Annotated in this window: 11 protein-coding genes; 9 read left to right on the top strand and 2 right to left on the bottom strand. The window is 58.1% G+C overall.

What is annotated here, in order from left to right; genetic code table 11:
• The 5 genes from metZ to ACR3EJ_RS14885 all read left to right on the top strand — a co-directional run bounded on the left by metZ (position 1) and on the right by ACR3EJ_RS14885 (position 6599).
• On the top strand, positions 1-1191 hold the full coding sequence (metZ, locus tag ACR3EJ_RS14905) for an O-succinylhomoserine sulfhydrylase (RefSeq protein ID WP_170539012.1): 1191 nt from the start codon (positions 1-3) through the stop codon (positions 1189-1191).
• Positions 1192-1372: 181 nt separating this feature from the next.
• On the top strand, positions 1373-2476 hold the full coding sequence (gene folE2, locus ACR3EJ_RS14900) for a GTP cyclohydrolase FolE2 (RefSeq protein ID WP_170539014.1): 1104 nt from the start codon (positions 1373-1375) through the stop codon (positions 2474-2476).
• Positions 2477-2757: 281 nt separating this feature from the next.
• Positions 2758-3525 (top strand): hypothetical protein, encoded by a 768-nt coding sequence (locus tag ACR3EJ_RS14895; RefSeq protein WP_170539016.1) that lies wholly within the window; start codon positions 2758-2760, stop codon positions 3523-3525.
• A 51-nt stretch (positions 3526-3576) separates the two neighbouring features.
• The gene (locus tag ACR3EJ_RS14890) at positions 3577-5025 is read left to right on the top strand and encodes a TrkH family potassium uptake protein (protein ID WP_170539017.1); all 1449 of its coding nucleotides are present in this window, start codon (positions 3577-3579) and stop codon (positions 5023-5025) included.
• A complete protein-coding gene (locus tag ACR3EJ_RS14885; protein ID WP_170539019.1) occupies positions 5025-6599 on the top strand; it encodes a thiamine pyrophosphate-binding protein in 1575 nt (524 codons plus the stop codon). The genes ACR3EJ_RS14890 and ACR3EJ_RS14885 overlap by 1 nt, the downstream gene beginning before the upstream one ends.
• Before the next feature lie 56 nt (positions 6600-6655).
• Here ACR3EJ_RS14885 and ACR3EJ_RS14880 read toward each other — a convergent pair whose 3' ends face one another.
• Positions 6656-8395: a serine protease gene (locus ACR3EJ_RS14880; protein WP_170539021.1), complete on the bottom strand. Its 1740-nt coding sequence runs from the start codon at positions 8393-8395 to the stop codon at positions 6656-6658.
• A gap of 207 nt (positions 8396-8602) precedes the next feature.
• On the opposite strand from ACR3EJ_RS14880, the gene ACR3EJ_RS14875 reads away from it, so the two are divergent.
• Positions 8603-9532 (top strand): glycine--tRNA ligase subunit alpha, encoded by a 930-nt coding sequence (locus tag ACR3EJ_RS14875; protein WP_170539023.1) that lies wholly within the window; start codon positions 8603-8605, stop codon positions 9530-9532.
• Between the two features lie 8 nt (positions 9533-9540).
• Here ACR3EJ_RS14875 and ACR3EJ_RS14870 read toward each other — a convergent pair whose 3' ends face one another.
• On the bottom strand, positions 9541-10173 hold the full coding sequence (locus ACR3EJ_RS14870) for a MarC family protein (protein WP_170539025.1): 633 nt from the start codon (positions 10171-10173) through the stop codon (positions 9541-9543).
• Positions 10174-10251: 78 nt separating this feature from the next.
• Here ACR3EJ_RS14870 and ACR3EJ_RS14865 point away from each other — a divergent pair, with 78 nt between their 5' ends.
• Genes ACR3EJ_RS14865 through glyS form a run of 3 tightly spaced genes read left to right on the top strand, consistent with a single transcriptional unit; the run spans position 10252 to position 14216 of the window.
• Positions 10252-10773, top strand: coding sequence for a DUF6446 family protein (locus ACR3EJ_RS14865; RefSeq protein ID WP_170539027.1), 522 nt, complete (start codon positions 10252-10254; stop codon positions 10771-10773).
• Entirely contained in the window at positions 10749-11987 is a 1239-nt protein-coding gene (gltS, locus tag ACR3EJ_RS14860; protein ID WP_480423042.1) for a sodium/glutamate symporter, read from the top strand. The genes ACR3EJ_RS14865 and gltS overlap by 25 nt, the downstream gene beginning before the upstream one ends.
• Positions 11988-11996: 9 nt before the next feature.
• On the top strand, positions 11997-14216 hold the full coding sequence (gene glyS / locus ACR3EJ_RS14855; RefSeq protein WP_170539029.1) for a glycine--tRNA ligase subunit beta: 2220 nt from the start codon (positions 11997-11999) through the stop codon (positions 14214-14216).

Here is a 14216-nt window from a genome sequence, read left to right as displayed (position 1 = left end):
ATGAGCGAGAGCTGGAACAAACGCACCCAAGCCGTCCATGGCGGCATCCGTCGCAGTCAGTACAATGAGGTTTCCGAGGCGATCTTTCTGACACAAGGGTTTGTCTACGAAAACGCTGAGCAGGCCGAGGCCCGGTTTATCGAAAGCGGCCCGGATGAGTTCATCTATGCTCGTTATGGCAATCCCACCGTTTCAATGTTTGAACAGCGCATTGCGGCGCTGGAAGGGGGCGAGGACGCCTTTGCCACCGCCTCGGGTATGGCGGCTGTGAACGGTGCGCTGACTTCGATGTTGAAAGCTGGCGACCATGTGGTTTCAGCCAAAGCTCTGTTTGGGTCCTGCCTGTATATCCTTGAAAACATCCTGACTCGGTTCGGTGTTGAGGTGACGTTTGTGGACGGTACCGATCTGGTCGCATGGGAGGCTGCGCTCCGACCTGACACCAAGGCGGTATTCTTCGAATCCATGTCGAACCCGACGCTTGAGGTGATCGATATCGCCGGTGTGTCGAAACTGGCCCACGCGGTTGGTGCCGTTGTAATCGTAGACAACGTATTCTCGACGCCGGTGTTCTCGCGTGCGATTGAGCAGGGCGCGGATGTGGTTGTCTATTCGGCAACCAAGCATATTGACGGGCAGGGCCGCGCGCTGGGCGGTGTGATCATTGGCACCAAGGATTTCATCCGTGGCACGGTCGAACCCTATATGAAACACACCGGCGGTGCACTTAGTCCGTTTAACGCCTGGATCATGGTCAAAGGTCTTGAAACCATGGCGCTGCGCGTGAATGCGCAGGCAGACAGCGCCCAGAAGATTGCTGAGGCGCTTGAAGGGCATCCCGCACTAGAGAGGACACTGTTCCCCGGCCTTAAGACGCACCCGCAGAACGCATTGGTCCAGGATCAGTTGGGCGGCAAAGGCGGCACGGTTCTGTCGCTGGATATCAAGGGCGGCAAAGCCGCAGCGTTTGCGTTCCTGAATGCGCTCACGATCCCGGTGATCTCGAACAATTTGGGTGACGCCAAGTCGATCGCGACGCACCCGGCCACCACCACGCATCAGCGCCTGAGCGAAGAACAACGCGATGAGTTGGGAATTGCGCCGGGCCTGATCCGCCTGTCGGTCGGGCTTGAGGAAGCCGGGGATCTGCTGGCGGATATCCAGCGCGCGCTGGAGGTATCTCAGGGCTAGCGCCGCGCCGGGAATTCATGGTCAGGCGGGTGTGAACCGTCTGATCCGGCGCTTTTGGTTGTAATGTGACGATTTCTCGCCTCGAATTTCGATCCGGGCTGCTATCCCGCGCGTATCGTTCAGGACTGGTAATTAAACCTCGGTGGTATATAACCGTCGGCCTAGCAAGGGATCCGTGCCAATGAACATTCATCCGCGCGACATCAACGAGACACCCGATCACGATCAGGCCGCCGCAGCGCTAAAGGTACTGCGGGAATGGGCGAAATCGGCCTCGGCGGCCGAAATCAGCCAGCTTGATCCGGCGGTGGCGCAGCTTGTTCCGGGGCTATCTCAGGCGGAATATCCTGCTTTGTCGCGCGACTATCCCGAAAGCTTTGAGGCAGATGTAGCCTACAGGGCCACCTTGCCCGATTTGCAGAACGGGCCGTCCAGCCTGATCCGGGGGTCGAAGCAGCAGATCCAGCATGTCGGCATCTCGAATTTTCGCCTGCCGATCCGGTTCCACCGCAAAAGCGGTGCCGAGCTGACACTTGAGACCTCGGTCACCGGATCTGTCAGCCTTGAGGCCGAAAAGAAGGGCATCAACATGTCCCGGATCATGCGGTCTTTCTACAAGCACGCCGAGCGCACCTTTAGTTTTGAGGTGATGGAGGCAGCGCTGAACGACTATCTGTCCGATCTGGACAGTTTGGATGCGCGGATTCAGATGCGGTTTTCCTATCCCGACCGGATCGAGAGCCTGCGTTCGGGATTGTCCGGTTACCAGTATTACGACATCGCGCTGGAACTGGTTGATCGGGGCGGAGAGCGTCTAAAGATCATGCATCTCGACTATGTCTATTCGTCCACATGCCCCTGTTCACTGGAACTTAGCGAACACGCACGCGCCACACGCGGGCAGTTGGCAACGCCGCACTCGCAGCGCTCAGTCGCGCGCATTTCGGTCGTGGTAGATTGCAACGCGGATTGCCTGTGGTTCGAGGACCTGATCGCGCTCTGTCGCCGTGCGGTGCCGACCGAAACGCAGGTGATGGTCAAGCGCGAGGATGAACAGGCATTTGCTGAGCTGAATGCGGCCAACCCCATTTTCGTTGAAGATGCCGCGCGTCTGTTCTGCGCCGAGTTGCAGGCCGATCATCATGTCGGCGATTTCCGCGTGATTGCCAGCCATCAGGAAAGCCTGCACAGCCATGATGCGGTCTCGATTTTGACCGAAGGTCCAACGTTCGAAACTGCTAGCCTGGACCCGCGTTTGTTCACGACGCTGTTTCATGTGGGCTGATTGACCCCACGGAAGCTACTGGAAAAACGATCATAAATCCCGCATGGGCGCTTTTTTGCCGCAATGCAGCAAATAATGCTGCATCTGCACCTCAATTTGCGATAGGTTGCACCTGAGTGCAGCTGCTGCACCTCCGCAAAATCCGGATGGTGCAGCCCGAAAGGAAGCCGGGACGTGCAACGCCTTGGACCGCCAACCTGCAAATCCGCCCGGACGATTGGGGCGGGTGGGGTCTTTTACTCATTTTCCCGCTGCCTCGGTTTTATCAGGAGAGACATGCAATGAATCCGATTACTCAACCGCTTGAGTTTCAGGCAGCGGCCATCCGGATGGCCGGTTACGCAATGGCCAGTCAGATTGAGATCATGCAGATCATGACCCGCGCGGCTTTTGATCTGCCGATGACACCTCTTCACGGACTGAAGACAGCCGAGGCACCCGCTCCGGTTGCCCGCAAAGCGGCGACACCAGCAACACGAAAGCCAGCCAGGCCGGCTGCTAAAACCAAGGTTGCAGCAAAGCATAAAGCTGAGCCGAAAACCAAAGCGGCACCTAAGCCAAAGGCGGCGGCTAAGTCCGCGGTGGTACCAGTGCCGAAAGCGGCGGCTCCTAAGGTTGCGGCCGCTGCACCTATGGCGACCCCTGCGGCCAAACCGGCTGTGAAAACAGCACGGGCCAAGGCCAAGGTACCTGCGAAACCCGCCTCGAAATCGGCCAAGCCAGTATCAACGGCGGCCAAGGCGGTCGCGGAGTTCAAATCCTCCGCGCAGGCCAAGGCACAACCGGCTGCCGCAGCGCCGAAAGCATCGGCAAAAACGGCAAAAGCTGGGCTCAAGGCACCTGCGGCAGCTAAGCCTGCTCCCGTAAAGCCCGCGCCTGCAAAAGCTGCGCCTCAGGTCACAGTGGCCCCGAAACCTGCCGCGGCAAAGCCTGCGCCGCAGAAACCCGCAGCTGCGTCGGCTGAGCAGGCCAAACCAGCGCAGCGTCGTGCACGCGCCCCGTCGAAGCCACCCGCGATGCCGGGCTCTGAGGCAAAATCCGACAGTTAACGCCGATCATCTGCTTGACACCGTCGGGTTGGCGCGCCAACGCTGCCCGTCATGATGGATCTTCGCCCGGTCGGATATGTGATTGGCCTGCTGGTCGCCATTCTAGGGGCGACCATGCTGCTGCCCATGCTTGTCGACATGATCGAGGGGCGGGGCGAGTGGCATGTTTTCTTTGAAAGCGCGGTCATCACGCTGTTGACTGGCAGTGTTCTTGCGATGAGTTGTTCGAACGGGGTGGGCGAGGGTCTGACCATCCGTCAGACCTTTTTGTTGACCTCGGGTGTCTGGGTCGCACTGCCGGTTTTTGGCGCCATACCCTTTGTGTTCGGCGAGACCGAGCTCCGCTTTGTTGATGCATATTTCGAGGCGATGTCGGGGCTGACCACCACCGGGTCGACTGTGATCTCGGGGCTGGATGATCTGCCGCGTGGCCTGTTGTTGTGGCGGGGGGTCCTGCAATGGCTGGGTGGCATTGGCATCATCGTTGTCGCAATGGTTTTCCTACCCGAACTGCGCGTAGGCGGAATGCAGATCTTCCGCTCGGAAGGATTTGAAACCATGGGGAAGATCCTTCCTCGTGCGCAAGAAATTGCAGGTCAGATTTCCCTGATCTATGTCGTTCTCACAGCGGTCTGCATTCTCGTATATGCCGGTCTTGGGATGAGCTTCTTTGACGCTCTGGTCCATGCGCTGACCACGATTTCCACCGGCGGGTTCTCCAACTATGATGCATCATTCGGGACTTTTTCGGGACCTGCTGAATACGCCGCCGCCGTTTTCATGATCCTCGCGGCCTTGCCATTCGTACGCTATGTCCAATTTGCCAACGGCAATACGAGTTCGCTTTGGCAAGACAGTCAGATCAGGGCGTTTCTGGCAACGATTGCGGTTCTTGTGGTTCTCATGTCGATATTCCTGACATCGGTCTTTCCACACCATTGGGAACAAGCGTTCCGCGAGTCGCTGTTCAATATCACTTCGATCATCTCGGGTACCGGCTATGCCAGCGTTGATTATATGGGCTGGGGCAGCTTCCCGATCATGCTGTTCTTCCTGATCGGCCTAATTGGCGGTTGTGCGGGGTCTACCGCATGTTCGATCAAGGTGTTCCGCTATCAGTTGCTGTTTGCCTCGATCAAAACGCAGATCAGCCGCATCCGGTCTCCGCATGGTGTGTTCGTGCCGCGATATGACGGGCGACCCATAGGGCGCGATGTTCTGACCTCGGTCATGAGCTATTTTATGTTCTTCGCACTTTCGATGGGGGTGCTGTCCTGGGCTCTGGCACTGACTGGACTGGACTTTATCACCTCGGTTTCGGGTGCCGCAACTGCACTGGCCAATGTGGGTCCTGGGTTGGGTGATCAGATCGGCCCTGCAGGAAACTTTGCCGGACTCAACGACAGCGCGAAATGGATGCTGATTGTAGGTATGTTGGTTGGGCGGCTAGAGCTGCTTGCCGTTTACGCAATATTTACTGTTCAATTCTGGAGAGACTAATGAAGCGACCGCTTGGTGCGCAGATATCGCACATGTTAAAAGATCGCGGCGTTGATGTGATTTTTGGAATTCCCGGCGTTCATAATCAGGAAATGTACCGTGGTATCGAAGAAGCTGGCATAACGCATGTTCTGGCGCGCCACGAACAAGGCGCTGGGTTCATGGCCGATGGATACGCGCGCGCTTCTGGCAAGCCTGGTGTGGCTTATGTGATCACCGGTCCCGGCCTGTGCAACATCATGACGCCAATGGGCCAGGCCTATTCGGATTCAGTTCCAATGCTGGTGTTGTCCTCTTGCCTTGACGATGTTCAGTCACGGAGTGGACAGTTGCACCAGATGAAAGATCAACGCGGCGCAGCGGACACCGTGGCAGACTGGTCCTGCCAGGCAGACGATGCGCAGGCCGCATATCGGTTGGTTGAACGAGCGTTCGAAGACTTTGAGTTGTCGCGACCACGGCCCAAGCATATCCAGATCCCAATTGCTCAGCTGGAAGCTGAAGCTGAGCCGGCACCATTCCCGAACCAACCCGCCTTGCGTACCAAGGCGTTGCCGCCCGATGTCGCTCCTGTTTTGTCTTTGCTCAATATTGCGCAGCGGCCATTGTTCATTCTAGGCGGTGGTAGCCGCTCCAACCTGTGGCGGCAGATCCTGACGGAGCTAGGTGCTGCCTGTTTCACCACATTTGCCGGACGAGGGCTTGTTGGGGCCAACTATCCGCTGGATTTCGGATCGATGTTGCCTCGTCCGGGCAGCGCCGAGGTGATCGCCTCGGCCGATCTTGTTGTTGTTGTCGGGGCAGAGCTGGGAGAGGTTGATTTGTGGCGTGATCGATTGGGCCATTCCGCCCAGCTGGTGCGCGTTGATCTCGACCCCGAAGTGTTGTCCGACCACCATAGGGCGACAGTCAAGATTCAGGCTGATGGCGAAAGCTTCGCATATGCGTTGTGGCAATCCGTCGAAAAGGTTCAACCGGCAGGCGGATGGTCCCAGGATGAAGTAAGTGAGGCACGCGCGCGCTGGCGTGCGGAAATCAACGCCGAACTACCGGGCATCGTTCAGGTGTCCGACGCGCTGCGCGGGGCGATGCCGGTCGAGACGATGATCTATTCGGATATGACGCAGTTCGCTTATGTCTCGAAAGAGATCTGGGACATGCCTTATCCTTATCACTGGCATCACCCAACTGGGTTCGGCACACTGGGATATGCTCTGCCCGCAGGCATCGGTGGAGCCATGGCGCGACGTGGAAAACCCACAGCGGTGGTCGCGGGCGACTATGGTTTCCACTACACGATGCAAGAGCTTGGCGTCGCAGTGGAGTTGGGCCTGCCTCTGCCCATTATTCTGTGGGACAATGGCAAGCTGAAAGCGATCGAAGATAGCATGGTGCGCAGTCAGATCGCGCCCAACGCGGTGATCGCGCGCAATCCGGATTTCTGCAAACTGGCCGAGGCCTTCGGGGCCCGATCGGCAGAACCGGGTAATCTGGATGAGATGCAGGCGGCAGTTCGCAAGGCGTTTACTGCTAACGGCCCAACTCTGATCAGAATTACGCCGGAAATTCTGTGAGGCATGAAAAAAGGCGCTGCACCTCGGTCCAGCGCCTTTTCAGTGATGTCAGATATTCAGTCCCAGCAATGAACTAATACAGTCATTCCACTGGCCCGGCGGCTTAGCTCGTTTGGTGAGATCTGGGTCGAGTTTTGTGCGGTTTGGCCGGAAACACCCGCCTTGTTGAGGACTTCTGTCAGGCGATCGACATTTGCCGCAAGGCTAACCGAGTCGGGCAGGGTGCGTCCCTCAGATGGGGTGGGTAGCAGCATGCCGACCACGTTGCCGCTGTCATCAAAGACCGGCCCGCCCGCATCCCCGGGCTGCGCGGCCAGCGCTAAACGTTTGACGCCATCTTCGCCGTTCAAGCCGCGAAGATCGGCGATCTCGCCAAAGGTCAGGGTGGGGGCACCCAAAGCGCCTTCGTAAGAAAAGCCCGAAACGGCGACCTGAGACTGAATACGGGGTTGGTCTGATTGGAATTCGGCGACGCTGATTGGGGCCAGTGTCTGGCTGGGGCGCAAAACGGAAACGCCAAGATCAGCGTCTTGCCATGCGACCTGAACCTCCTGGCCACCGTCCAGAGTGATGCGGTTACAGCTGTCGGAAGCCTCCGAAACAGTCAGGACTGTCCCGTTGCTATCGGCGTAGAAGCCGGATCGCGACAGTCGCGGTTTGCGGACCTGAAGACCCGAGACCAGATCAATGCGTTGTTCGGCCTCTGCCCCGGCACTGGCATCGAGCACCGCATCCGTTGGGGTGAAGCTAGCGCGCATTGCGGCCAGAACGCGGGCGCGTCGCGCTTCATCGCCTTCAGGCCAAACCAGAGTGAACCCCTTGATCTTCCCGTCCTTCAAGGCCGCCTGAGTGTACGAGGTTATTCCCTGGCCGCGCCCCTCTATCGTAAAACTGTTCCCGCGTAAGGCGCGTTTGCCATCAAGCGGAACAATCTCAAGCGATTGCATCACCTGATACAGCGCCCGAAGGGTGGCGGGTGAACCTTCCTGGCTGATCAACAGCGCTTGAGCGTCCAGATCCGAGGCGGGTTTGAAATGCGCAAAGGGGGCTTCATAGCGGTCAAATGCTAACACGCCCAGAGGCATGTCCAACTCGATCCCGGCTTGAACGTCGGAATATCGCGCCATGCCGACGCTGATCAGCGGTGCGTTGTAGTCGTCCATCAGCGTCTTGCGCTGCAATGTTGTCAGAACGCCAGTTGCCTCAAACCCGTTGAAGCTTTGCCAATCGCTCATCGAGCGACGAGTACCCTGACCAAACGCACCGTCGATGGTCGAGTTGTAGAACCCGGCCGCCTGCAGCGCAGTCTGCAGGTCCTTGCGTTCCTGAGCAGTCAGCAGGCGTTCACCCTGCAGGGCTTCCGAACGCGTTTCGTCTGCGTCCTGCAAGCTCAAACCAATCGCTGGCTGTTCTGGTTGCTGTTCCGGCTGTACGGGTGCGTTGATCACACCCCGTTCAAGAATGTTGGCTCCAACAGGCCAGAACTGCTGAGCCAGCGCATTGGAAAAAGCGATGAAACTGTCTGACGGTATCTGGCGTTCAGCCCGGTAGACCCGCAATACCTGTTCGGCGTCATCGCGAATATATGGCCCGATTACAATGGCATACCAGCCCGAGTTCAGGCGAAACCCGTTCACATCTGGCAGGGCGTTTGCGTAAGCCTGAGCACGCTCCTGCGCTTCGCGAAGCGAGGGCTGTGCCTCAATCTGGATCCAAACGCCGGCGTCTTGTTGGGCGAAAGCGGCGCGAAGACCGAAGAAGAGAAAGAATGTAATTACCGTAAATACGCGTGTCATTGTCTGCCCGTTTTATGCAGTGTTTTCACTTTGCCGCAGAGTACGCGGAATCGCGACCCGATGGCCATGCCCGGAATACGGGGAATTCTGGGTGTGGCTGCTCAGCGACAGCCAGTGCCGTTTGGCCCGTTGACGCCCCTTGGTGGCTTGCATAGGAAGGGCCAAACCCACTGAAACAGGGCGCAAATGGCGTCCAAGGGAAATGTCATGACCGAACCCAAAAGCGCTCCTCGTTCATTTCAGGAGATTATCCTGCGGCTTCAGACCTATTGGGCGTCGAAAGGCTGTGCGATCCTGCAGCCCTATGACATGGAGGTTGGCGCGGGTACGTTCCATCCGGCAACCACCCTGCGCGCGCTGGGATCCAAGGCTTGGGCCGCGGCCTACGTTCAGCCCTCACGCCGCCCGACGGACGGGCGCTATGGCGAAAACCCAAACCGGTTGCAGCATTACTATCAGTATCAGGTGCTGATCAAACCCAGCCCGCCGGATCTGCAAGAGCTGTATCTGGGCAGCCTTGAGGCGATCGGCATCGACATGGACCTGCATGATATCAGGTTCGTCGAGGATGACTGGGAAAGCCCTACGCTAGGTGCGTGGGGACTGGGTTGGGAAGTTTGGTGTGATGGTATGGAAGTCAGCCAGTTCACCTATTTCCAGCAGGTCGGGGGCCACGACTGCACGCCGGTTTCGGGCGAGTTGACCTATGGGCTGGAGCGTCTGGCGATGTATGTACTGGGCATCGATCACGTGATGGATATGCCGTTCAACGATCCGCAATCACCCAGCCCGCTATCTTATGGCGACATCTTCAAGCAGACCGAAGAGGAATACGCCCGCTGGAACTTTGATGTGGCCAATACCGAGGTCCTGCTGCGCCACTTCGAAGAGGCCGAGGCCGAATGCGCGTCCATTCTGGCGCAGGAACATGATGACCCGAAGACGGGCAAGCGCATCATCATGGCGCATCCTGCATACGATCAGTGCATCAAGGCCAGCCACATCTTCAATCTGCTTGACGCGCGAGGCGTGATCTCGGTGACCGAACGACAGGCCTATATCGGTCGCGTTCGCGCTTTGGCCAAGCAATGCGCCGATGCGTTCGTGCAGACCGAGGCCGCCGGGTTCAAGGTTTGATGCAGCGTCTAGGCCAGACCGGGCAACAACGCCTTCAGGCCGTCTGCGATCATGCTGATTGCGATGGCCGCAAGGATCATGCCCATGAAGCGGCTCATGATCACACGGGCATTGTCGGACAGCCGTTTGGCCAGCGCCGATGCGTTCCAGAACGTGCCCAGAAGCAAAGCGACGACAAACAGAAATACGCCTGCATAGACAATGGCTTCGACCGGCGTCTTGATATGATGCGTGTAGAGGATCATGGTCGTGATCGTGCCGGGGCCGACCAGTATCGGAAAAGCCAAGGGATAGAAGGCAACCGTCTCGGGGGCTGGGTAGGATTTCTTTTCTCCGTCGGTCCCGTGGTGCGAGCTGCTTTCGTTTCCGTTCAGCATGTTCAGCCCGATCATCAGGACGACAAGGCCACCGGCGACACGCAGGTCATCGACGCTGATGCCGAACAGCCCAAGCACCTGACTGCCAATCGCAGCGAAGGCTCCACCAAGGATCAAGCAGTAGAGCGCGGTTTTCACAGCCACTTTGCGTTGATCCGAAACGGGCAGGTCTTGCGTAACACTCAGGAACACAGGCAGGTTGGTAATCGGATTCATGATCGCGAACAGCGCGCCGAAAAATCCGACGGCAAGGGTGGTTTCCATGCGTGTAGCCTCGTTTCTGCTCGTACTGATTTGAAACCTGTCCTATTTTCTGTGAACTTGAAAGAGGCGGCGTAAACGATGACTGGAAAACTGCTTGCGCTGATCCTTGTGATTTCTGCCGTTCTGGCAGGGGCAGGGATGTATTATCTGCAGGTCTATGGGTTCTATTATGAGGTCGAGCCGCGCCCGGGCCAGGATGTGGTATTGCTGGCGCGAGGGGCGGAGGCTCCTGAACCCATCGCATATACTGGTTTCAAGGCCATTGACGCCGACAGCTCTCCGATCCGGTATAGGGCCTGTTTCGAAACTGAGATGATGCCGGATCAGATGGTGGATTTCATCCCTGTCGAGAACCCCGAGCCATTGACTGCGCCGGGATGGTTTGACTGCTACGACGCGGTTGCGCTTGCCGATGCGTTGAAAACAGGGCAGGCGCAGGCCTTCATGGGCGCCAAGAACATCCATTATGGAGTCGATCGGATCGTCGCAATTACACAAGATGGTAAAGGGTACATCTGGCACGCGCTGAACAATTGCGGCGAAAAAGCCTATGACGGCACGGTCGTGGGCGAGGAATGCCCACCCAGACTCGAGGGCTGACGCAGATGGGTACGGTTGTTGAAATTCCGGAGTTCCTGACCGCAACACTGGGCTTTGCGGTTTACCTGTTGGGGGCCGAGATTAACGCCCGCGTTGCGCCGTTGCGCAGCTTCAACATCCCCGAGCCGGTGACCGGGGGCCTTTTGGCCTCGCTCGTGGTGCTGGCCTTGTATCTTGGTTTCGGCATTGAACTGTCCTTTGGCTTGACCGCGCGAGATTTCCTATTGGTTCTGTTCTTTGCTGGGATTGGTCTGAACGCCCGTCTGTCCGATTTGATCGCGGGCGGCAAGCCATTGCTATTGCTTCTGATTTTGACGCTTCTAACCATCGTTGCGCAGAATGTGATCGGCGCTGCGGGGGCCGTGATGTTCGGATATCCGGCGCAAGCCGGGGTACTGTTCGGGTCTGCTGCGCTGATCGGGGGGCACGGGACCGCGATCGCCTGGGCTCCCGAAGTTGCGGACGCCACTGGTTTGAGTGGCGCAACCGAGTTGGGGGTTGCAGTGGCCACATTGGGCCTGGTGCTGGCCGCCTTGGTCGGTGGGCCGATTGCGCGACTGCTGATCGAAGGGCGCAAGCTCAGCCCCGAACGGCCGGGGGAAGAGCATACGGTGGGCCTGCCCAATGAGGTCGACCCGAAGTCCGAGATTGATCATCTGACAATCATGCGCGTGCTTCTGCACCTAAACCTTGCGATCATCTCGGGTTACATCCTGAGTGAGGCGATCACCGCCGCCGGGTTAAAGTTGCCCTTGTTCGTGCCCTGCCTGATCATGGGCATTGTCATTGCAAACCTGCGCTCCGCGCTTGCTCCGAATGCACCGCCGGTGTCGCGTACGCCCTCGCTGGCGCTGATCTCGGAATTTGCGCTGGGGGCGTTTCTGGCGATGTCCTTGATGAGCTTGCAACTGTGGACCATCGCTGAGCTGGGCCTTGCGATCGCGGTGATCATGACCGCTCAGACGCTGTTTGCAGTCGTGTTCGTTATCTGGGCACTGTTCCCGCTGATGGGATCAAATTACCGCGCCGCCGTTCTGGCCGCCGGGTTCGGAGGTTTCGCTCTGGGTGCGACACCGACCGCTATCGCGAATATGACCGCCGTAACCAAGCGATATGGCCCTTCGCCTATTGCCTTTATCGTGCTGCCCCTTGTATCCGCATTCTTTGTGGATATCGCCAATGCCATCGTCATCCAGACGATTGTCAATTTCTAAGGACCGACTATGCCCGACCTGCTGATCGAACTGTTCTCCGAAGAGATCCCCGCGCGGATGCAAGCCCGCGCCGGTGATGATCTAAAAAAGCGGATCACGGACGGTTTGGTCGAGGCTGGTTTGACATATGCCTCTGCCGCTGCACTGACGACGCCGCGTCGCCTGACGCTGGCTATTGAGGGCCTGCTTGCGGAAAGCCCCACGATCCGCGAAGAGCGCAAAGGCCCCAAGGTCGGCGCGCCTGACAAAGCCATCGAAGGATTCCTGCGCGGCGCTGGTCTGACCCGAGATCAGTTGGAAGAGCGCGACACGCCCAAGGGCGCAGTCTATTTCGCCACCATCGAAAAGGCGGGTCGCCCGGCGGCTGAAATCATCGCCGAGGTGCTGGAAGCGACCATTCGAAACTTCCCCTGGCCCAAATCGATGCGCTGGGGGGCTGGATCGATGCGGTGGGTACGGCCTTTGCACTCGATCCTGTGTATCCTGACCGATGAAGCAGGTGCGCAGGTCGTGCCGCTTGAGGTCGACGGGATCACGTCCGGTGATACGACTGAGGGTCACCGTTTCATGGCTCCGAACCGGTTTTCTGTCACCTCGTTCGAGGACTACGCCGCCAAGCTGAAGCGTGCCTTTGTGGTTCTGTCGCCCGAGGAACGTGCCGAGCATATCTGGAACGACGCTCAGAACATGGCCTTTGCCGCAGGTCTCGAAGTGGTCGAGGACAAGGGCCTGCTGGCGGAGGTTGCCGGGCTGGTCGAATGGCCGGTGGTGCTGATGGGGCAGATTGACGAGGAATTCCTCGAATTGCCGCCCGAGGTTCTGCGGACCTCGATGAAGGAACACCAGAAGTTCTTTTCCGTGAAGAACCCCAAGACGGGGCGGATCGAACGGTTTATCACCGTTGCCAACCGCGAAACCGCCGACAATGGTGCGACCATTCTGGCAGGGAACCAGAAGGTGCTGTCGGCGCGTCTGGCGGATGCCAAGTTCTTCTGGGAGAACGACTTGCGCATCGCCAAATCGGACATCACCCAATGGACCCGCGCGCTGGAGAATGTGACCTTCCAAAACAAGCTGGGTACACAGGCCGAGCGGATCGACCGCATCGCCGCACTGGCCCGCGAACTGGCTCCGGTAACCGGAGCGGATGCCGATCAGGCTGAGAAAGCCGCGCGTTTGGCCAAGGCTGATTTGAACTCCGAAATGGTCTATGAATTCCCTGAACTTCAGGGGCTTATGGGGCGGTATTACATCGAAGCGGCAGGCGAGGATGCCGCAGTGGCCACCGTGGCGCAGGAACATTATTCGCCGCTGGGGCCATCGGACGATGTGCCAACCGCGCCGCTGTCGGTGACCGTGGCACTGGCCGACAAGTTGGACACGCTGACCGGATTCTGGGCGATTGATGAGAAGCCGACTGGCTCGAAAGATCCGTTTGCGTTGCGTCGTTCGGCGTTAGGGGTAATTCGACTAATTGTGAATAACGATCTGCGTCTTCGGTTGGACCGTTTCTTCGATAGTCAACTGGTTCGAGCAGAAAGCGCTATCAATGACGCCTTGCCCGAAACGAATGTCCGCGATCTCTTGGAAGAAATCGCAGAACATGGTGTCTTTGGTGCTTCATTCCAGACAGTCAAAGAAAAGCTTGAAGGACTGCCCGCAACAGCATTTCTTGAGCTTGAGAAAAAGGTTCCCGACGCGTCTGACGATCTTCTGTCTTTCTTCCACGACCGCCTCAAAGTCTTCCTCCGAGACGAAGGCATCCGCCATGATGTCATCGACGCCTGTATCGCGATGGAGGGGAATGACGACCTCAACCTGTTGGTCAAACGTGCGCGTGCTCTGAACGCGGTGATTGCGACCGAGGATGGAGAGAACCTCGTGCAGGGGTTCAAGCGGGCCAACAATATCTTGTCTCAGGCGGAAGAGAAGGATGGGGTGGAATACTCCTACGGTGCGGATGTGAAATTTGCCGAAACCGACAGCGAGAAGGCTCTGTTTGCAGCACTCGACGCAGCGGAGGCTAAGATCGATCCTGCGCTGAAGGCGGAAGATTTCCCGGCAGCGATGGCGGCAATGGCCGAACTGCGCGGGCCGGTGGATGCGTTCTTTGAGGATGTGCAGGTCAACACCGACAATGACATCCTGCGCCGCAATCGTCTGAACCTGCTGAGCCAGATCCGCAAGGTCTGTTCCAGCGTCGCTGATCTGACCCGGATCGAAGGATAA

It is taken from the genome of Ruegeria sp. AB11 (assembly GCF_056536325.1).
The sequence above is the reverse complement of the archived record's forward strand: the minus strand, read 5'-3'. Positions and strand labels throughout refer to the sequence as shown.

Excerpts from the sequence above, each read along its gene's own strand:
- ACR3EJ_RS14895 (WP_170539016.1), top strand. The coding sequence starts at position 2,758 with ATGAATCCGATTACTCAACCGCTTGAGTTTCAGGCAGCGGCCATCCGG.
- ACR3EJ_RS14865 (WP_170539027.1), top strand. The coding sequence starts at position 10,252 with ATGACTGGAAAACTGCTTGCGCTGATCCTTGTGATTTCTGCCGTTCTG.
- ACR3EJ_RS14875 (WP_170539023.1), top strand. The coding sequence starts at position 8,603 with ATGACCGAACCCAAAAGCGCTCCTCGTTCATTTCAGGAGATTATCCTG.
- ACR3EJ_RS14880 (WP_170539021.1), bottom strand. The coding sequence starts at position 8,395 with ATGACACGCGTATTTACGGTAATTACATTCTTTCTCTTCTTCGGTCTT.
- gltS (WP_480423042.1), top strand. The coding sequence starts at position 10,749 with ATGCCCACCCAGACTCGAGGGCTGACGCAGATGGGTACGGTTGTTGAA.
- ACR3EJ_RS14885 (WP_170539019.1), top strand. The coding sequence starts at position 5,025 with ATGAAGCGACCGCTTGGTGCGCAGATATCGCACATGTTAAAAGATCGC.
- ACR3EJ_RS14870 (WP_170539025.1), bottom strand. The coding sequence starts at position 10,173 with ATGGAAACCACCCTTGCCGTCGGATTTTTCGGCGCGCTGTTCGCGATC.
- folE2 (WP_170539014.1), top strand. The coding sequence starts at position 1,373 with ATGAACATTCATCCGCGCGACATCAACGAGACACCCGATCACGATCAG.
- glyS (WP_170539029.1), top strand. The coding sequence starts at position 11,997 with ATGCCCGACCTGCTGATCGAACTGTTCTCCGAAGAGATCCCCGCGCGG.
- ACR3EJ_RS14890 (WP_170539017.1), top strand. The coding sequence starts at position 3,577 with ATGATGGATCTTCGCCCGGTCGGATATGTGATTGGCCTGCTGGTCGCC.
- metZ (WP_170539012.1), top strand. The coding sequence starts at position 1 with ATGAGCGAGAGCTGGAACAAACGCACCCAAGCCGTCCATGGCGGCATC.